Consider the following 16,666-nt stretch of genomic DNA (forward strand, 5'->3'; position numbering starts at 1 on the left):
ACACGGTCCAACACAAGGGAAAAGATACATATGGCGGGCAACAGCGGCGGCCCCTGGGGGGGCGGAGGCTCATCCGGAGGCGGAGGAAATCGGGGTAATAACGGGGATGGGCGCAAGCCCCCCGAAGGTGACGGCCCGCAGATCCCCGAGATCGATGAGCTGATGAAAAAGGGCCAGGAACAGCTACGCGTCCTGATGGGCGGTCGTGGCGGCGGTGGCCGTGGTACAAATGGTTCGGGCGGCGGCGGTGGCCCCGCGTTTACTAAGGGAACCGTAGCGATCGGTCTGTTGGTTGCGGCAGGTCTGTGGGGGCTAGCAAGCTTTTATACAGTCAAACCCGAAGAACAATCTGTCGAACTGTTTCTGGGTGAGTTCTCGGCTGTCGGAAATCCGGGTCTGAACTTTGCGCCTTGGCCGTTTGTGACCGCCGAGGTCATTCCGGTCACCCGCGAACAGAACGAAGACATGGGCGGTGCCCGTGGCAGCGACGATGGTCTGATGCTGACCGGCGACGAGAATGTGGTCGATATCGACTATCAGGTTGTCTGGAACATCAATGACCCGGCGAAATTCCTGTTCAACCTGCGTGATCCGCGCCAGACGATCCGCGCCGTGTCTGAATCGGCGATGCGTGAGATTATTGCGCAGAGCGAACTTGCGCCGATCCTGAACCGGGATCGCGGTATCATTGCTGATCGCCTGCAGGAACTGATCCAAGAGACAATGGACAGCTACGATTCGGGTGTGAACATCGTTCGTGTGAACTTTGACAAGGCTGACCCACCGCAGGACGTGATTGCCGCGTTCCGCGACGTTCAGGCCGCCGCGCAGGAGCGTGACAGGTTGCAGAACGTCGCTGACGCCTATGCCAACCGCGTTCTCGCTGAGGCGCGTGGTGAAGCCGCGCAGGTACTGGAAGAGGCTGAAGCTTATCGTGCCCAGCAGATCAACGGTGCACAGGGTGAAGCCAGCCGCTTTAGCGCGGTTTTGGAGGAGTATTCCAAAGCACCTGATGTGACCCGCAAACGTCTGTATCTGGAACGCATGGAGCAGGTGCTGGGTGACGTGGACAAGATCATTCTGGATGAAAACTCGACAGGATCGGGGCAGGGCGTTGTGCCTTATCTGCCGCTCAACGAGTTGCGCCGTAACCCTGCAGGGGAGAGCAACTGATGCGTAAGACAACGTTTATTCTGCCGATCATCTTTCTTGCGATAGTCGGTGTTCTGTCCTCGATCTTCATCGTGGACGAGCGTGAGCGCGCTCTGGTTCTGCAATTTGGTCGCGTTGTTGCGGTTAAGGAAGATCCGGGGCTGGCATTCAAAATCCCGCTGATTCAGGAAGTGGTGCGGTATGACGACCGTATCCTGTCGATTGACGTTCAGCCGCTGGAAGTGACGCCTCTGGACGATCGTCGTCTGGTGGTCGATGCCTTCGCACGCTACCGGATTTCTGATCTGGAACAGTTCCGTCAGGCCGTTGGTGTCGGCGGTATCCCGGTTGCCGAGGATCGTCTGGACCGCATCCTGCGCGCCGAAACCCGCGAAGTGCTGGGTTCGGTTTCGTCCCGAGACATCCTGAGTTCGGATCGTGCCGCGCTGATGCTGCGTATCCGCAACAGCGCGATTGCACAGGCACGTGCGCTGGGCGTGAACGTAATCGACGTGCGTCTGAAGGCGACCGATCTGCCGCAGGCCAACCTTGAGGCGACGTTTGACCGGATGAAGGCGGAACGTGAACGTGAAGCGACCGACGAACGCGCCCGCGGTAACGAAGCCGCGCAGCGAGTGCGCGCGCAGGCCGACCGGACCGTGGTTGAACTGGTTTCCGACGCCAACCGTGAGGCCGAGATCATTCGCGGTGAGGCCGATGCCGAACGCAACGCGATCTTCGCCGAAGCCTATGGTGCCGATCCGGAATTCTTTGAATTCTACCGGTCGCTCACTGCTTACGAGAACGCTCTGCAAGGCAGCAACAGCTCGTTGATCCTGAGCCCGGACTCGGAGTTCTTCAACTACCTTGCTTCTCCGACCGGGCGTCGGGCACCGGCAGCTGCGGCCGCTGAGTGATGGGCATGATCCTTCTGGCCTTCGGGCTGGTACTGATTGTCGAGGGGCTGGCCTATGCGCTGGCCCCTTCGCTTATAGAACGCATGCTTGAGGCGCTGCGCGCGTTGCCGGAACAGGCGCGGCGGCTGGTCGGGCTGCTTTGTGTGGTCAGTGGGCTGGTGCTGCTGTGGGGCGCATATCAGGTCGGTTTTTGATGCGATGGTTTCACGCACCGGTGATTTCCCCGCGATCCCGAGTTGCGGGCCGGGACAAACTGACTACATTGGTTGCAAAGAAGGGCATCCGGGTGATGCCAACAGAGAATTAGTCAACAAGGAGACCCCAAGTGCAGGCTAAGGCGCGCAGTGTGTCCGTCCGACGGGACGATTTTGTTATGAAGATGCGGCTGATGTGGCTGACCTTAGTGGGGGTGCTGCTGGTTTTGGCTCAATCGGTGTCCGCGCAGGCGCGGGGTGATAGCCTGGCGCCGCTGGCTGAACAGATTAGCCCTGCGGTGGTCAATATCACCACGTCGACGCTGATCGAAGGCCAGACTGGCCCGCAAGGGATCGTGCCTGAGGGCTCACCATTCGAAGACTTTTTCCGAGAGTTTCAGGATCGCAATGGCGGGGACAATGAAAATCGTCCACGTCGCAGCAATGCGCTGGGCTCGGGCTTCGTGATCTCGGAAGACGGCTATATCGTCACCAACAATCACGTGATTGCCGAAGCCGATGAGATATTGGTCGAGTTTTTTCCCGGTGATGGTCAGCCCGCGAAAGATTTGGTTGCCAAGGTAATCGGCCGGGACGAAAAGACCGACATCGCGCTGCTGAAAGTCGAGGCGAAAGGGCCGCTGAAATACGTGCAGTTCGGTGACAGCGACATTGCCCGCGTGGGCGATTGGGTGATCGCGATGGGCAACCCGCTGGGGCAGGGCTTTTCGGTGTCAGCAGGGATTATCTCGGCCCGGAATCGGGCACTGAGCGGGTCATATGATGACTACATCCAGACCGATGCTGCGATCAACCGGGGCAACTCGGGTGGGCCGCTGTTCAACATGAATGGCGAGGTGATCGGCGTAAATACTGCGATCCTGTCGCCCAATGGCGGCTCGATCGGGATTGGTTTCTCGATGGCTTCGAACGTGGTGATCAAGGTCGTTGATCAACTGCGTGAGTTCGGGGAGACCCGCCGCGGTTGGTTGGGCGTGCGCATTCAGGACGTGACCGAGGATATGGCCGAGGCGATGGGGCTGGACAAACCCGGAGGTGCGTTGATCAGCGATGTACCGGACGGCCCGGCAAAAGAAGCGGGCCTGCTGGCCGGAGACGTGATCATCAGCTTTGATGGCGTCGAGGTCGAGGATACACGCGGCCTTGTGCGGCAGGTGGGAGAGACCACCGTTGGCAAATCTGTGCGTGTGGTCGTGCACCGTGATGGAGGCACCCAGACCGTGCTGGTGACGCTGGGCCGCCGCGAAGACGCCGAACGTGCCGAGAACGGCGAAGAGCCGGAAGCCGAAACGCCGACTGAGGAAGACAAGGATATTCTTGGCCTGACCATCGCTCCGCTGGGGGATAGCCAGCGCGAGGAATTGGGTCTGGATGCCGATGCCGAAGGATTGTTGGTGACCAATGTTGATGAATCCTCGGAAGCCTTTGAAAAGGGTCTGCGCGCCGGTGATCTTATCACTGAGGCGGGGCAGCAGAAGGTGACTTCGATCACTGATCTGGAGACGCGGATGGATGAGGCGCGTGAAGCAGGACGCAAATCTCTGTTGCTGCTGGTGCGGCGGGGCGGGGAACCCCGGTTCGTAGCGCTGAGCCTAGAATAATAAACTCAGCGAACAGATCCGAAATTAGAAGGTCGGGATATTTTCCCGGCCTTTTTCATACTTCGTTAAGAAAAAAGCCATATGCCGGGGAAGGCATATGGCTCTGTACAGGGAGAGGTCGGTGGACAGATATCGGGGATGATAAAACCGACCTCCTACGGTAACGGGATTGACCTTAGGGCAATCTTAAAGCTGCGTATGTGAAGCGGATCACATCTGTGCCGAAAATTTAGATTAAATCGGATTCGGCCAGTTGCCGCAGCGCGTCAAAGTCGTGGATCTGCAGCCCGCCGCGCGAAGCTTCGACGACATTGTCGCGTTTCCATGTCGAAATGGTCTTTGACACTGCCTCACGCGTCGCACCGACAAATTCGGCCAATTCACTCTGCGAAAGCGTGATACGTGCCGTTGGGCTGTCCTGTTGTCCTGCCAGGTGCAAAAGCTTGCGCGCCAGTCGGATCGGCATTGGCAGGAATACCTGCTCGTTCAATTGAGCGCCCATATAACGCATGCGAAGACCGGCCAAGCGGATCAGATCCACCGCAAGGTCAGGATGTTCCCGGATCTGCGCCATCATGTCTTTCTGGCGAACGCGCAGGACTTTGGAGGGCTCAGCTGCAGTAACGGTTGCGGTGCGGGGACCGCTGTCGAACAACGCGATTTCCCCGAACACCTCACCTGGGCGCATCATGCTGAGAGACAGCTTGCGCCCGCTCGACGCAAGAAATGACACTTCGAGCGCACCGGAAAGAATGGCATAGAGCGCATCGCCTTCATCGTCCTGCTCGAACAGGACATCGCCCCGATCCAATGTGACTTCGGTGGCCTGGGCTGCCAGCATGGTGCGCAGCTCTTCAGAGGCTTCGGACAGGAATCCACTGTTGGGAAATGCCATCATTCGGGCGCTGATCTCCGGGGTTGAGTGGTGCGGGTGGTGACCCAACTTTTCACAGCTTCAAGCTTAAGCCAAGAAATTTTGTTAGCTTGTTACGCTTGGGCAAGAACAGTTATTGCTTGTCGGGATCATCCATATAGCTTTGTAGCAGGTTGAACTGCATCATCAGAAACGCCATCAAGGCAATGGGAAAGCCGAAGGTTTCGATCTTGACCCATAGGTCCGTTGACATCGTGCGCCAGACCAATTCATTGGCTGCGGCCAGTACTGCGAAACAGGCACACAGACGCCGGGTGAGGATCATCCAGCCCTCGTGCTGCATGGGTAGCATCTCGTCCAGAACATATGCCAGGTAGGATTTCCCCTGCAAAAGCCCGATCCCGAGGATGGCGGAAAAGAAGCCATAGACCAGTGTTGTTTTCATCTTGAAAAACCGCTCGTCATTGAACCACGCGGTGAGGCCGCCGAAGAAAATCACCATGAATGCGGTGAAAATCTGCATCCGGCTGAGCTTGCCGGTCAGGTACCAGAGGATGCCCATGGCAGCCAGCATCAGAGGCACGAACAGGATGGTGGCGACGATAAAGCCCGAATACTCGGTGCCGCCGATCACGAAATTGTCATCACGCAGGCGCAGGTAGATGAAAAAGAAGGCAAGCGGAGGCCCAAGTTCCAGTACCTGTTTGAGGAAAGGGTTGATGTCTTTTTTCTCTGCCATGATTCCAACCTGCTGCTTACCCGCCCATTTCAACTATTACGGCGCCGAGTGCAATCAATGCCATCAACGCGATGCGTCTGGGCCCTACGGTTTCTTTCAGCACCAGCCAGCCGATGAGGGCGGCGAAGACGGTGGAGGTTTCGCGCAGGACCGCCGCTTCTCCGACCTTGTCGAGCCGTGTGGCGAGCATGATGGCACCGAAGGACATCGGCGCGATTATACCGCCCGCGAACCCGCGCAGCATCAGGGGGCCAAGTGCCGGGCGGTGGGTCATAGCGCGGTATCTGAGCGCAGCATAGATCGGCATCGCGGCCCCGTCGATCATGAAGAACCACGCAAGGAAGGTGAACGGGTCGGCCGTAGCGCGGATACCGTAGGCATCATAGGTCGTATAGAGCGCCACGAAGAGGCCCGTGACGACCGCCAGCACAAGCGCGATTTGCAGCGTATCTCGATTAGTCTCAAGGTAGCACAGGTTATAGGCGGCAAGGCCGAAGATACCCGCAAGAAGCGTCGCGACTCCAAGCCATTGGATGGCCGAGAAGGTTTCACCGAACAAAAGATAGGCTCCGATCACGGTGAAGAGCGGGCCAGTACCGCGCACGACCGGATAGACAACGGTATAGGAGCCTTTGGTGTAGGCCATCGCCTGCAGCACTTTATAGCCGATATGGATCAGCCAGACGACGCCAAAGATCGGCCACATGTAAGGTTCGGGCCATGGCACGATGAAGAAGGCGAATGGTATCGCCATAAGGCAGTAGCAGGCATCGATCGCCCCGCGCGACATCCACGGGTCGTGGCGGCCTTTTTGCAGTGCACCGAAAACCGCATGCAGGAAGGCCGCCATCAGCGCGAGCGCGAGGGCGAGCTGGTGGCCTGCTTCGGTGCCTTCGAGGGAGATCAGCCAGTCGCTCAAATCGGGGCTTTCGCTTGGGCGGAGAGAGTGGGGGGCTGTCTGCCCCCCACGCCCCCCGAAGGTATTTTCGGCCAGATGAAGGGGCGGATCAGGATTGTAGGCCCGTCAGGGCGGCGGCGAATTCTTCGGGATCAAACGGGGCGAGGTCGTCGATTTGCTCACCGACACCAATGGCGTGGATCGGAAGGCCGAACTTGTCGGCGAGGGCGACCAGCACGCCGCCTTTGGCTGTGCCGTCCAGTTTGGTCATCACGAGGCCCGAGACATCGGCCAGTTTGCGGAAGGTTTCGACCTGACTGAGGGCGTTTTGCCCGGTGGTGGCGTCCAGCACCAGCAGAGTGTTGTGCGGTGCGGTGTCGTCAACCTTGCGGATGACGCGGACGATTTTGGCCAGCTCTTCCATCAGGTCGGCGCGGTTTTGCAGGCGGCCTGCTGTGTCGATCATCAGCAGGTCGGCACCTTCGTTCTGCGCTTTGGTCAGCGCATCAAAGGCCAGCGAAGCAGGGTCGGAGCCTTCGGGGGCGGTGAGCACTGGAACGCCTGCGCGGTCACCCCAGACCTGCAGCTGCTCGACGGCGGCGGCGCGGAATGTGTCTCCGGCGGCGATGACGACTTTCTTGCCGGCGGCTTTGAACTGGCTGGCAAGCTTACCGATTGTCGTAGTTTTGCCCGAACCGTTGACGCCAACAACCAGCACCACTTGCGGGCGTTTGGGGTAGATCGGCATTGGTTTGGCCACGGGTTCCATCACGCGGGCAACCTCCTGCGCCAGCAGCTGTTTGATTTCCTGGGTCGAGAGTTTGCGGCCAAAGCGGCCCTCGGCCATGTTGGACGTAACGCGCAAGGCGGTGTCGACGCCCATATCCGAGGCGATCAGAAGCTCTTCGAGTTGCTCCAGCATGTCGTCATCCAGCGTGCGGCGGACAACGGTCTTGGATTCATTTCGGCCGAACAGGCGACCCATCAAACCCTTGGATTCTGGAACCTCTGGGGGTGGAGGCGCCGGTGTGGGATCAGCCGGGATCGGAGCGGGAGGCTCGACCGGTTGGGGCGCGGGCGTGGGTTCCGGCACTTCGGGAACCGGTTGCGGTTCGGGCTCAGGTTCGTGGATCACCGGATCAGGATTTGGGGTTTCCTCGCCGCCATCCTCGACAATTGCATCCAGCCCCTCTTCGAGGCGCGATGAGGATTTGAACAGCTTGTCCTTGAGCTTTGAGAAAAACGCCATTTTTGATCTCCGCAGGTGTTCCCCTCACCTAATGTGGATTGAAGGCAGTTGCAAAGGGTCAGGTGAAGGCGATCAGAAACCCGGCTTGGGCCGCCCAATAAAGCGGCCAGACCAGATAGGACGCAAGCTTCAGGGCCGGGTGATTGGCAGGTAGCAGGAACTTTTCAGTCGCAAGCGCCAGGTCCGAGGCGATGAATGCCATCGCGGCGGGAAGGGCCCAGCGTAGTGCTCCAGTTTCGGGAAGGGCAAGAACGGTGATGCCCATGCCCAGGATGATTGGAATATAGGCGAGGACGGGGATTTTGAGGTCTCCGGCGCGGGGGGTGAGCAGCGTGGCCATAACGATGCCCAGGATGATCAGGGACCAGAAGATCGCGGGGTGGTCGAAGATCTGTTCAGGGCTGCTGCTGGGGCTCGTCATAAACAAGGCGATATAGGCCAAATGCCCCGCAGCAAATGCACCGATGCCTGCCATGAATGTGCTGTCGGTTTCGCGTGACAGAAGGGCATCACCTATCGCGCAGAAGGTGAGGGCGAGGATCAGGAGCCATGGCGCGCTTGCCAGTATGGCGACGCCTGCCAGCAGCACGACCGATGCTGTTTTCAGCATGCTACGCAGGGTGCCGGCCGGGCGCGCGGTAAGTGGCAGGTAGGCCAGCGCGCAGGCCGCCGCAATCCAGAAAAGAAGTGTCGTCATGGTGCGTCCCCGATGTTTTTGAGTCAATCATCGCCATGATCTCGGCGGTGCATCAAGGCGTGACGTGGAGTTATCTTGCCGATCGTCGCAATGTGGAAAGGTTGAATGGCACTTGTGGGCTGCTTCTGACACAGTGTGGTCATGATCCGAATTTGCTTGATTCTGCTGACCCTTGCCTCACAGCCCGTTGCGGCGCAGTCGCCTCTGACGGGGTCTGAATTCGATGCGTATACGCGTGGAAAAACCTTGTATTACGGGTTCGATGGGCAGGCCTACGGAGTCGAACGGTATCTGCCAGACCGCCGAGTCATCTGGTCATTTCTGGATGGCAATTGCATGAACGGAGTTTGGTACGAGCAGGAAGATCAGATCTGTTTCATCTATGAGGATCAACTGGCGCCGCAATGCTGGGTTTTCTGGCAATCTGGGGGCGGATTGATCGCGCAATTCGAGGGCGATCCGACAGCGACCGAGTTGTACGAGGCCGAGGATATTGGCGAAGAGATGTTGTGCTACGGACCGGATGTCGGGGTCTGAAATGGTCGCAGGTCTTCATAGTCCAGCATGACGTGATGTTGAAACGCGGGCCTTTCGGTTAGCCGTTCATAGTATCGACGCAAATGCGGTAACGGAGTGCGGACGATGTCGATATCGTAGTAGCGGTAAAGGACGTGCCGAACTGTATATCCGCCAGTGTAAAATGCTCACCCGCAAGGAACGTGTTTTGGTCCAGCTCCTTGTCTGCGATTGCCAGTTTGATTTCCAAATCGCTGACGGCCCGATGGATCGCTGTTTGGTCCTGCTGTTCAACGGGTGTTCGCACAATTTGCCAGAACACCGGAACGGTAAACGCCATCGCCACGTTGAGTTTCGCCCATTCGGCCCATTTGTCGATCGTGGCGCGCCGGGCAGGATCCGAAGGCCAGAATGCCTGTTCGCCATATTGGGTGGCCAGATATCGCAGGATGGCGCCGGTTTCCCAAAGCGGTGGGTTGTCGCCATCTTGCAGGACGGGGATGGTTTTGTTTGGGTTCAGTGCCCGAAACGCTGCAGTGTCCAGCCCGCCGAAGCGATGGCCAAGATCGTGACGCTGGTATTCTAGGCCAAGCTCACCCACGCACCACATTAGGGCCTGAACGTTCGAGGATGTTTTACGGCCCCAGATCGTCAACATCGGTCAGAACAACGATCCCTGATCAGGAGGTGCCTGTTTGGATTTCTTGGGTGGCGCCTTGCCCGCAGCCCCGGTCCTGAGGCGACCGTCAGCGAATTCGATCTCAAGAACAGCGTGACCGGAGGCTTGAGCTTTGGTTGTGATGACCTCTCCTTCGGCGCGCACGACGGCGTAGCCACGCCCGAGCGTCGCCTTGTAGCTCAGCGTTTCACGTAGGCGGTCGGTGGCGTCCATCTGCTGGCGCAGGCGGTCCAATCGCGTGGATTGCCCGGTGTTCAGGCGTTCGGATAGGCGATTCAGAGCGTCGCGCCGTGTTTCCAGCTCGCGCTGGATCGGGCGCAGTGACAGGCGTGAGGACAGGTTGCGCCAGCGATCGCGGCGGGTTTCGACAAAGCTGCGCAGGGTCGAGGGGCGCAGGCGGGCCGCACTGTCCAGCAGTTTGACGCGGCGGTTCTGAACACCCCGGATCAGCGCGTTGGGCAGGCGTTCCGAGATTTGGTCGAGCCTTTGGCGCGGGCTTTCCAGCAGTGTATCGGGGCGGGGCAGGGCTCGGGACAGGTCGCGCAGACGCTGGCTGCGGCGTTGCACGGCATCCGTTGAGGCGCGCGACAGGCGGGCCCCTTGTTCGTTGGTCCAAGCCAGCAGTTCCATGCGGACCGGTACGGCAAGTTCGGCAGCGGCGGTTGGCGTAGGCGCGCGGCGGTCCGAGACATAGTCGATCAGGGTGGTGTCCGTCTCGTGCCCGACGGCCGAGATCAGCGGGATTTCTGAGGCTGCAGTCGCGCGCGCTACGCTTTCTTCGTTGAAGCCCCAGAGGTCTTCTATGGACCCACCGCCGCGCGCGACGATAATCAGGTCGGGTCGCGGGAGGGCCCCGCCCGGTGTGAGTTGATTGAAGCCTTCGATGGCGCGGGTCACTTCGGGGGCACAGTTTGCCCCCTGAACCGCGACGGGCCAGATCAGTACTTTGCGCGGGAACCGATCACGCAGCCGATGCAAGATGTCTCGGATCACCGCACCGGAGGGCGAAGTGACAACGCCGATGATCTGCGGCAAGTAGGGCAGGGGTTTCTTGCGTTCAGCCGCAAACAAGCCTTCGGATTCGAGCTGCTTTTTGCGCTTTTCCAGCAATGCCATCAGCGCGCCTTGCCCGGCGACGGCGACTTCATCGACATTCAGGTTGTATTTCGACTGGGCTCCAAAAGCTGTCAGGCGCCCGGTGACGACAACCTCGAGGCCTTCTTCGGGAACAACTGAAAGACCAGAAATCTGCCCTTTCCAAGTTGTGCAGGCCAGCACGTTCCGGTCGTCCTTTATGTCGTAATACAGATGACCCGAACGGGCCTTGAACACGCGGCCCACTTCTCCACGCACACGGATTCGGCCAAAGGTGCCCTCGAGCGTGCGCTTCACCTCGCCTGAGATGTCCGAGACAGTGTATTCGGGGGTGTTCTGACCCGGAATCGGGTCATCTAGCAGGTCGGACATTTCAGCGCCTTGTGTCAAATCTCTGCGCAGCTTAGAACGCCGCGCAGGCAAGGCCAAGCAGATCGGAGCGTTTCATGAATATCCTCATTCTCGGCAGCGGTGGACGCGAGCACAGTCTGGCTTGGGCGGTGATGCAAAACCCCAAATGTGATCGCCTGATTGTGGCGCCGGGGAATGCCGGGATCGCCCAGATCGCAGAGTGCGCGGCGGTGGACATTGAGAATGGCGGTGCTGTGGTCAACTTTGCCGAGGAAAACGCGATTGATTTCGTGATCGTTGGCCCCGAAGCGCCTTTGGCCGCAGGGGTCGCTGACCGGCTGCGCGAAGCGGGTGTGCTGGTTTTCGGGCCCTCGGCAGAAGCGGCGCGGTTGGAGGCCTCAAAAAGTTTCACCAAGGAAATCTGTGACGCATCCGGCGCGCCGACGGCGGCTTATGCCCGGTTCGCCGAGGCTGAGCCCGCCAAGGAATACATCCGTGCGCAGGGGACCCCGATCGTGGTCAAGGCCGATGGGCTGGCTGCCGGGAAGGGCGTGATCGTTGCGATGGACGAGCAAACCGCCCTGAACGCGATTGACGACATGTTCGGCGGAGCCTTTGGTGGCGCGGGGGCCGAAGTGGTGATCGAGGAGTTCATGGAGGGCGAGGAGGCGTCTCTGTTCGTGCTCTGTGACGGAGAGGATATCCTGTCGATCGGCACAGCGCAGGATCACAAGCGCGTCGGCGAGGGCGATACCGGGCTGAACACTGGGGGGATGGGCGCCTATTCTCCGGCCCCGGTGCTGAGCGCCGAGATCGAGGCCCTTGCGATGGATCAGATCGTGCGCCCGACGGTGGCCGAGATGAAGCGGCGCGGGACACCGTTTCAGGGTGTGCTCTACGCCGGTTTGATGATCAAGGATGGTCAGCCCAGGTTGGTGGAGTACAACGTGCGGTTCGGAGATCCCGAATGTCAGGTACTGATGATGCGCCTTGGCGCTCAGGCCATGGACCTGATGCACGCGGCGGCCGAGGGTCGCTTGGCTGAGACGCGGGTGAACTGGGCCGACGATCACGCCATCACGGTCGTGATGGCGGCAAAGGGGTATCCTGGTTCTTATGAAAAAGGCACTGTGATCAACGGCCTGGGTGATCTGGCCGAGGATAGTAGCAACATGGTATTCCACGCGGGGACAAAAGCGGCTGAAGGCAAGGTTCAGGCCGCGGGTGGCCGCGTTCTGAATGTGACTGCGCGTGGGGAAACGCTGAAAGACGCACGCGACCGGGCGTATGACATGGTTGAAGGTGTTGATTGGCCTGAAGGGTTCTTCCGTCGCGACATCGGCTGGCGCGCGCTTTAACTCAGTAGTCGGGCTGCGCCCGTCTTGAATATTTGTGAGCGAGGGGCCAGCCCCTCGCGCTCCCCAAGAGATTTATGGCCAGATGAAGATCGGATCAGCACTTTAGTGCGTTGGCCAGATCTTTGAGACTGTTGAGTGGTCCGAGGTCTTTTTGTCGCCAGCCTTTGCTGTACGAGACGCCTATGATCCGCGACCAGTCGGCGCTGGCGAGGATCAGCTCAGGGTGCGTTTCGCATTGGCGCAGACCGCCTGAAATAAAATCTTCTCCGATCCTGTGATTGGTAAGGCCAGGGATTGTCGAGATTTCAATGAGTTCACCGTCTTTGTAACGCCAGATGCGCAGAGTTTTGGCTAGGTGCGGGCGGTCGACATAGGCGATCTCGACATGTCCATCACCATCCAGATCGGCGGCACCGATGGGGGCGAGCCAGCGGTTGCGTGTGCCGATATGGGGGGTGGCGACGATTTTTTGACCATTTATGTCATAGATCGCCAGTTGAGCACCCGTATGCTGCTGGGTCTCTACAACGATGATTTCTGGCAACCCGTCCTGATCGATATCGGCCAGGCGTGGGGCAAGATCTTCGAATACGCGGTCTTCGGGCAGACGTACAGTAACGGTCGAGCGTTTGGAGCTATCGGCTTTTCGCTGTGCCGCCGAGGAAAGACTTGTTCCGACGTCGATTTCCAAAGCACCGTATTCGACGGCGTCGCCAAGCACCCCATGGGCGTAGCGTGTTGTTGGTTCCGTGAAGCGAGCAGATACTTTGGTTTCGCCGCTGGCTGCGGGCATATTCCCCGTTAGCCAAATGCAAACCATCAGAACAGCGCCGCGCGCCCGACGGTGCCAAAGGCGGTTGGGCTGACGCGGCGCATCAGAGTGCATCAGATCTGCTTTTCGGGCATCTGCACAACCAGACCATCCAGCGCGTCGGTGACCTTGATCTGGCAGGTCAGGCGCGAGCGGGTCGGGTCGGGTTCATAGGCGAAGTCCAGCATGTCTTCTTCCATGTCGTCCTTGGCGGGGATTCTCTCGACCCAATCTGCGTGGATATAGACGTGGCAGGTCGAGCAGGCGCAGGCGCCACCGCAATCGGCCTCGATGCCGGGAATATTGTTGTCACGGGCCCCCTCCATGACTGTCAGTCCGTTGGCGACCTCGACTGTATGTTCGGTACCGCCATGCTCGACATAGGTGATCTTTGCCATTGCGTGCGTCTTCCTTTTTCGGTTGTCGAATTCTTCCTTAGTGAAGCGAGTTAAGTGTTTCTAGAGGGAATTGCGACTTGAACGGTCGCGCATGAATGTTCTTATCAACAATATTGTGATTGAGCCTGCGCCGATGTCAGAGGCTTTGATCGATCTCGTGGACCATGTGCAGGTGCACACCTATTCCATATTCGTCGTCCAATACGGGCACGCGTGTTTCAATTTCGACGTTAAATCCAATATGCTCATAAAAACTAACGGCTTCATTGTTGGCGGCTACGTCAAGGCATATCTGATTGCACTCGCCAGCCAAAGCTCGTTTTGTTGCTACTTCAAAGAGTTGGCCGGCAATACCAGTGCCCTGCATATCTGGACTCACGGCGAATTCGAGAATGTAGTAGGAGTTTTGACGCGGGGCAGGAAATAACCGATCCATCCAATGCAAGGCAGATTTTAGATGAAGCGCTTCATCTTCGCCAAGAGCATTAGCCTGATTATCCACGGAAAAATCGAAATTCGCAGAATACTCTTCGTCTGTATGCCCAATAAGGAGACCCGCAACCTTGTCGTGTTGCATGGCCGTAAAGGCATGTTTGTATGAATACAAACCCTGTTGCGCAGTCCATTCCGTTCCGATGATCTTGTGCAAGACATCCATTTTACCAAACATGTAGCCGTTTAGTTTTGGATCTGTGCTCCAAAGAAGATCGGCGAGAGTCTCGGGCGGAACAGATTTAGAAGCCGATTGTACTATCGCAGTCAAAAGTCACTCCTGATTCTAGCATCCAGAAAATATGACTTGCGATCCAAACATACCCCCTGCTTACCGTTTAAACAAAACGCCCTGTGATTTCTGGTCCCGATGATCTCCCCGCAGGTCTGCGTGCAACGCGCGGCCTGCTATAACCGCAGGACGAGCGCTCATCATGTCCAGCCAGCGGGTGAAATGCGGTTTGTCCTCAAGCACCTGTTGCTGGCCTTCCCATAGGCTGGCCCAGCCCCAGATCGACATGTCGGCGATGGAGTAGAAATCGCCGGCGACGTATTCGTTTTCGACCAGCCTCCGGTCGAGAACGCCGTAGAGACGCCCGACCTCACTGCGATAGCGATCTTTCGGATAGGGATGGTCTTGTGGCGGGTCCAGATGTGGGGCGTATCTAAGGAAGTGATGCGCTTGGCCGGCCATCGGACCAACGCCGCCCATTTGCCACATCAACCATTCCTCGACTGCGATCCTGTCACGTTCGGAATTGCCGTAGAATCGCCCGGTCTTGCGGGCGAGGTACATCAGGATCGCGCCGCTTTCGAAGACCGAAACAGGCGCGCCGCCAGGGCCGTCCGGGTCGACGATGGCGGGCATGCGGTTATTGGGCGAGATCTTTAAAAACTCGGGATCGAACTGGTCGCCCTTGCCGATGTTGATTAAGTGGGTTTTGTAGGGCAGCTCCATCTCTTCCAGAGCGATGGACACTTTCCAGCCGTTGGGCGTGGGCCAGAAATAGAGATCAATCATGGGGCCTCCTTGAGTTTGGGCGATCATGAAGCTTTCTGCACAAACGGCAATAGCGCGCCCGGCCGTGTTACGAAAGCGTGACCGGTGATCAGTCGGGCTTGACGTGTTCCGGGGCGGGGCGTAAACGCATCTTCATTCATGTGGCGATTTGTTACCGGATTGCGGGCCACGTTAAACAACACCGCTAAAAGGTCAGGATGAAAGACCCCTTTCGCTTGGCCGCGTCTGGGGTTTTTTGTTTGCCTCCAATGCGGGGCTGAAAGGAATGAGATGAGCGAGAGCTGGAACAAACGCACCCAAGCCGTCCATGGCGGCGTCCGTCGCAGTCAGTACAATGAAGTTTCTGAGTCGATCTTTCTGACGCAAGGGTTTGTCTACGAAAACGCCGAGCAGGCCGAGGCCCGGTTTATCGAAAGCGGCCCGGATGAGTTCATCTATGCCCGCTACGGCAACCCCACCGTGTCGATGTTCGAGCAGCGTATCGCAGCTTTGGAAGGCGGCGAGGATGCGTTTGCCACCGCTTCAGGTATGGCCGCTGTGAACGGTGCGCTGACTTCGATGCTGCAGGCGGGCGACCATGTGGTTTCAGCCAAGGCGCTTTTTGGGTCCTGTCTGTATATCCTCGAAAACATCCTGACGCGTTATGGCGTTGAGGTGACCTTTGTAGACGGCACCGATCTGGACGCGTGGGAGGCCGCGATCCGGCCTGACACCAAGGCAGTGTTTTTTGAATCCATGTCGAACCCGACGCTTGAAGTGATCGACATCACGTCCGTGTCTAAGCTGGCCCATGCGGTGGGTGCGGTTGTAATCGTGGACAACGTGTTCTCGACACCCGTGTTCTCGCGCGCGATCGAACAGGGAGCCGACGTGGTGGTCTATTCGGCGACCAAGCATATCGACGGGCAGGGCCGGGCGCTGGGCGGCGTGATCATCGGCACCAAGGAATTCATCCGTGGCACGGTCGAGCCTTACATGAAGCACACCGGCGGTGCGCTTAGCCCGTTCAGCGCTTGGATCATGGTCAAAGGTCTTGAAACCATGGCCCTGCGTGTGAATGCGCAAGCTGACAGCGCACAGAAGATTGCAGAAGCTTTGGAAGGGCATTCGGCGCTGGAGCGGACGCTGTATCCCGGGCTGAGAACCCATGCGCAAAACGCGTTGGTGCAAGAGCAGCTGGGCGGCAAGGGCGGTACGGTTCTATCGCTGGACATCAAGGGCGGCAAAGCGGCGGCATTTGCTTTCCTGAATGCGCTGACGATCCCTGTGATCTCGAACAATCTGGGCGATGCCAAGTCGATCGCAACGCACCCGGCCACCACAACGCACCAGCGTCTGAGCGACGAACAACGCGATGAGTTGGGTATCACGCCGGGCCTGATCCGCCTTTCGGTGGGGCTGGAAGATGCCGATGATCTGCTCGCGGATATCGAACGCGCTTTGGCCGCCTCGCAGAGCTAGGACAGCGCCTATGACCCATGATCAGGCGGGTGTGATCCGCCTGATCGGGCGCTTTTGGTTGAAAAGTGACGGTTTTTCCCATCTAATTTCGATCCGGGATGATATTTGGCGCGTATCGTTCCGGAATGGTAATTAAACCTCG

The 16,666-nt window shown here is 58.6% G+C and carries 18 protein-coding genes and 1 riboswitch; of the genes, 7 read left to right on the top strand and 11 right to left on the bottom strand.

All coding sequences use genetic code 11. The features are described 5' to 3' along the window. The first annotated feature begins 30 nt into the window (after positions 1-30). The 4 genes from hflK (at position 31) to ACR0EN_RS00360 (ending at position 3,885) form a co-directional block, all read left to right on the top strand. Positions 31-1,173 carry an FtsH protease activity modulator HflK gene (hflK, locus tag ACR0EN_RS00345; protein WP_170393723.1) on the top strand — a complete coding sequence of 381 codons (1,143 nt, stop codon included), beginning with the start codon at positions 31-33 and terminating at the stop codon, positions 1,171-1,173. Next, positions 1,173-2,069, top strand: coding sequence for a protease modulator HflC (gene hflC / locus ACR0EN_RS00350; RefSeq protein WP_170393556.1), 897 nt, complete (start codon positions 1,173-1,175; stop codon positions 2,067-2,069). The genes hflK and hflC overlap by 1 nt, the downstream gene beginning before the upstream one ends. Beyond that, positions 2,069-2,263 (top strand): DUF2065 domain-containing protein, encoded by a 195-nt coding sequence (locus ACR0EN_RS00355; RefSeq protein WP_170393554.1) that lies wholly within the window; start codon positions 2,069-2,071, stop codon positions 2,261-2,263. The genes hflC and ACR0EN_RS00355 overlap by 1 nt, the downstream gene beginning before the upstream one ends. A 179-nt stretch (positions 2,264-2,442) precedes the next feature. Beyond that, positions 2,443-3,885, top strand: a complete 1,443-nt coding sequence (locus tag ACR0EN_RS00360; protein WP_480585660.1) for a Do family serine endopeptidase — start codon at positions 2,443-2,445, stop codon at positions 3,883-3,885. Between the two features lie 229 nt (positions 3,886-4,114). Here ACR0EN_RS00360 and ACR0EN_RS00365 read toward each other — a convergent pair whose 3' ends face one another. The 5 genes from ACR0EN_RS00365 to ACR0EN_RS00385 all read right to left on the bottom strand — a co-directional run bounded on the left by ACR0EN_RS00365 (position 4,115) and on the right by ACR0EN_RS00385 (position 8,342). Continuing rightward, positions 4,115-4,783 carry a Crp/Fnr family transcriptional regulator gene (locus ACR0EN_RS00365; RefSeq protein WP_170393550.1) on the bottom strand — a complete coding sequence of 223 codons (669 nt, stop codon included), beginning with the start codon at positions 4,781-4,783 and terminating at the stop codon, positions 4,115-4,117. A gap of 109 nt (positions 4,784-4,892) precedes the next feature. Next, positions 4,893-5,498: an inner membrane-spanning protein YciB gene (locus tag ACR0EN_RS00370; RefSeq protein WP_170393548.1), complete on the bottom strand. Its 606-nt coding sequence runs from the start codon at positions 5,496-5,498 to the stop codon at positions 4,893-4,895. Between the two features lie 16 nt (positions 5,499-5,514). Further along, positions 5,515-6,417 carry an EamA family transporter gene (locus ACR0EN_RS00375; RefSeq protein ID WP_480584687.1) on the bottom strand — a complete coding sequence of 301 codons (903 nt, stop codon included), beginning with the start codon at positions 6,415-6,417 and terminating at the stop codon, positions 5,515-5,517. Positions 6,418-6,505: 88 nt separating this feature from the next. Further along, positions 6,506-7,645 carry a signal recognition particle-docking protein FtsY gene (gene ftsY / locus ACR0EN_RS00380; protein ID WP_170817610.1) on the bottom strand — a complete coding sequence of 380 codons (1,140 nt, stop codon included), beginning with the start codon at positions 7,643-7,645 and terminating at the stop codon, positions 6,506-6,508. A 58-nt stretch (positions 7,646-7,703) separates the two neighbouring features. Continuing rightward, positions 7,704-8,342, bottom strand: a complete 639-nt coding sequence (locus tag ACR0EN_RS00385) for a lysoplasmalogenase family protein (RefSeq protein ID WP_480584691.1) — start codon at positions 8,340-8,342, stop codon at positions 7,704-7,706. A gap of 141 nt (positions 8,343-8,483) precedes the next feature. Between ACR0EN_RS00385 and ACR0EN_RS00390 the strand changes: the two genes are divergently transcribed. Beyond that, positions 8,484-8,879, top strand: a complete 396-nt coding sequence (locus ACR0EN_RS00390; RefSeq protein WP_170393540.1) for a hypothetical protein — start codon at positions 8,484-8,486, stop codon at positions 8,877-8,879. A 58-nt stretch (positions 8,880-8,937) separates the two neighbouring features. Here the strand turns inward: ACR0EN_RS00390 and ACR0EN_RS00395 are convergent, their stop codons facing one another. Together ACR0EN_RS00395 and xseA are read right to left on the bottom strand one after the other, a co-directional pair. After that, positions 8,938-9,516 carry a glutathione S-transferase family protein gene (locus ACR0EN_RS00395; RefSeq protein ID WP_480584694.1) on the bottom strand — a complete coding sequence of 193 codons (579 nt, stop codon included), beginning with the start codon at positions 9,514-9,516 and terminating at the stop codon, positions 8,938-8,940. 3 nt (positions 9,517-9,519) lie between these two features. Continuing rightward, a complete protein-coding gene (xseA, locus tag ACR0EN_RS00400; protein WP_170393536.1) occupies positions 9,520-11,004 on the bottom strand; it encodes an exodeoxyribonuclease VII large subunit in 1,485 nt (494 codons plus the stop codon). Between the two features lie 74 nt (positions 11,005-11,078). Between xseA and purD the strand changes: the two genes are divergently transcribed. Next, positions 11,079-12,341 (top strand): phosphoribosylamine--glycine ligase, encoded by a 1,263-nt coding sequence (gene purD, locus ACR0EN_RS00405; protein ID WP_480561771.1) that lies wholly within the window; start codon positions 11,079-11,081, stop codon positions 12,339-12,341. 94 nt (positions 12,342-12,435) lie between these two features. Here the strand turns inward: purD and ACR0EN_RS00410 are convergent, their stop codons facing one another. The 4 genes from ACR0EN_RS00410 to ACR0EN_RS00425 form a co-directional block, all read right to left on the bottom strand. After that, the gene (locus ACR0EN_RS00410) at positions 12,436-13,227 is read right to left on the bottom strand and encodes an FG-GAP repeat domain-containing protein (protein WP_170596020.1); all 792 of its coding nucleotides are present in this window, start codon (positions 13,225-13,227) and stop codon (positions 12,436-12,438) included. Then, positions 13,227-13,550: a 2Fe-2S iron-sulfur cluster-binding protein gene (locus tag ACR0EN_RS00415; protein WP_170596018.1), complete on the bottom strand. Its 324-nt coding sequence runs from the start codon at positions 13,548-13,550 to the stop codon at positions 13,227-13,229. Before ACR0EN_RS00415 ends, ACR0EN_RS00410 begins: the two co-directional genes overlap by 1 nt. A 136-nt stretch (positions 13,551-13,686) precedes the next feature. Then, entirely contained in the window at positions 13,687-14,313 is a 627-nt protein-coding gene (locus ACR0EN_RS00420; protein WP_170596016.1) for a GNAT family N-acetyltransferase, read from the bottom strand. 60 nt (positions 14,314-14,373) lie between these two features. Continuing rightward, entirely contained in the window at positions 14,374-15,063 is a 690-nt protein-coding gene (locus tag ACR0EN_RS00425; protein WP_480584699.1) for a glutathione S-transferase N-terminal domain-containing protein, read from the bottom strand. 130 nt (positions 15,064-15,193) lie between these two features. Then, positions 15,194-15,271: riboswitch (SAM riboswitch) on the top strand. 62 nt (positions 15,272-15,333) lie between these two features. On the opposite strand from ACR0EN_RS00425, the gene metZ reads away from it, so the two are divergent. Next, positions 15,334-16,524: an O-succinylhomoserine sulfhydrylase gene (metZ, locus tag ACR0EN_RS00430; RefSeq protein ID WP_170393523.1), complete on the top strand. Its 1,191-nt coding sequence runs from the start codon at positions 15,334-15,336 to the stop codon at positions 16,522-16,524. The last annotated feature ends 142 nt before the right edge of the window (positions 16,525-16,666 follow it).

Source organism: Ruegeria sp. AB7 (genome assembly GCF_056542625.1).

Excerpts from the sequence above, each read along its gene's own strand:
- ACR0EN_RS00395 (WP_480584694.1), bottom strand. The coding sequence starts at position 9,516 with ATGTTGACGATCTGGGGCCGTAAAACATCCTCGAACGTTCAGGCCCTA.
- ACR0EN_RS00390 (WP_170393540.1), top strand. The coding sequence starts at position 8,484 with ATGATCCGAATTTGCTTGATTCTGCTGACCCTTGCCTCACAGCCCGTT.
- ACR0EN_RS00360 (WP_480585660.1), top strand. The coding sequence starts at position 2,443 with ATGAAGATGCGGCTGATGTGGCTGACCTTAGTGGGGGTGCTGCTGGTT.
- hflK (WP_170393723.1), top strand. The coding sequence starts at position 31 with ATGGCGGGCAACAGCGGCGGCCCCTGGGGGGGCGGAGGCTCATCCGGA.
- ftsY (WP_170817610.1), bottom strand. The coding sequence starts at position 7,645 with ATGGCGTTTTTCTCAAAGCTCAAGGACAAGCTGTTCAAATCCTCATCG.
- hflC (WP_170393556.1), top strand. The coding sequence starts at position 1,173 with ATGCGTAAGACAACGTTTATTCTGCCGATCATCTTTCTTGCGATAGTC.
- ACR0EN_RS00415 (WP_170596018.1), bottom strand. The coding sequence starts at position 13,550 with ATGGCAAAGATCACCTATGTCGAGCATGGCGGTACCGAACATACAGTC.
- metZ (WP_170393523.1), top strand. The coding sequence starts at position 15,334 with ATGAGCGAGAGCTGGAACAAACGCACCCAAGCCGTCCATGGCGGCGTC.
- ACR0EN_RS00355 (WP_170393554.1), top strand. The coding sequence starts at position 2,069 with ATGGGCATGATCCTTCTGGCCTTCGGGCTGGTACTGATTGTCGAGGGG.
- purD (WP_480561771.1), top strand. The coding sequence starts at position 11,079 with ATGAATATCCTCATTCTCGGCAGCGGTGGACGCGAGCACAGTCTGGCT.
- ACR0EN_RS00425 (WP_480584699.1), bottom strand. The coding sequence starts at position 15,063 with ATGATTGATCTCTATTTCTGGCCCACGCCCAACGGCTGGAAAGTGTCC.
- ACR0EN_RS00370 (WP_170393548.1), bottom strand. The coding sequence starts at position 5,498 with ATGGCAGAGAAAAAAGACATCAACCCTTTCCTCAAACAGGTACTGGAA.
- ACR0EN_RS00365 (WP_170393550.1), bottom strand. The coding sequence starts at position 4,783 with ATGATGGCATTTCCCAACAGTGGATTCCTGTCCGAAGCCTCTGAAGAG.
- xseA (WP_170393536.1), bottom strand. The coding sequence starts at position 11,004 with ATGTCCGACCTGCTAGATGACCCGATTCCGGGTCAGAACACCCCCGAA.
- ACR0EN_RS00410 (WP_170596020.1), bottom strand. The coding sequence starts at position 13,227 with ATGCACTCTGATGCGCCGCGTCAGCCCAACCGCCTTTGGCACCGTCGG.
- ACR0EN_RS00385 (WP_480584691.1), bottom strand. The coding sequence starts at position 8,342 with ATGACGACACTTCTTTTCTGGATTGCGGCGGCCTGCGCGCTGGCCTAC.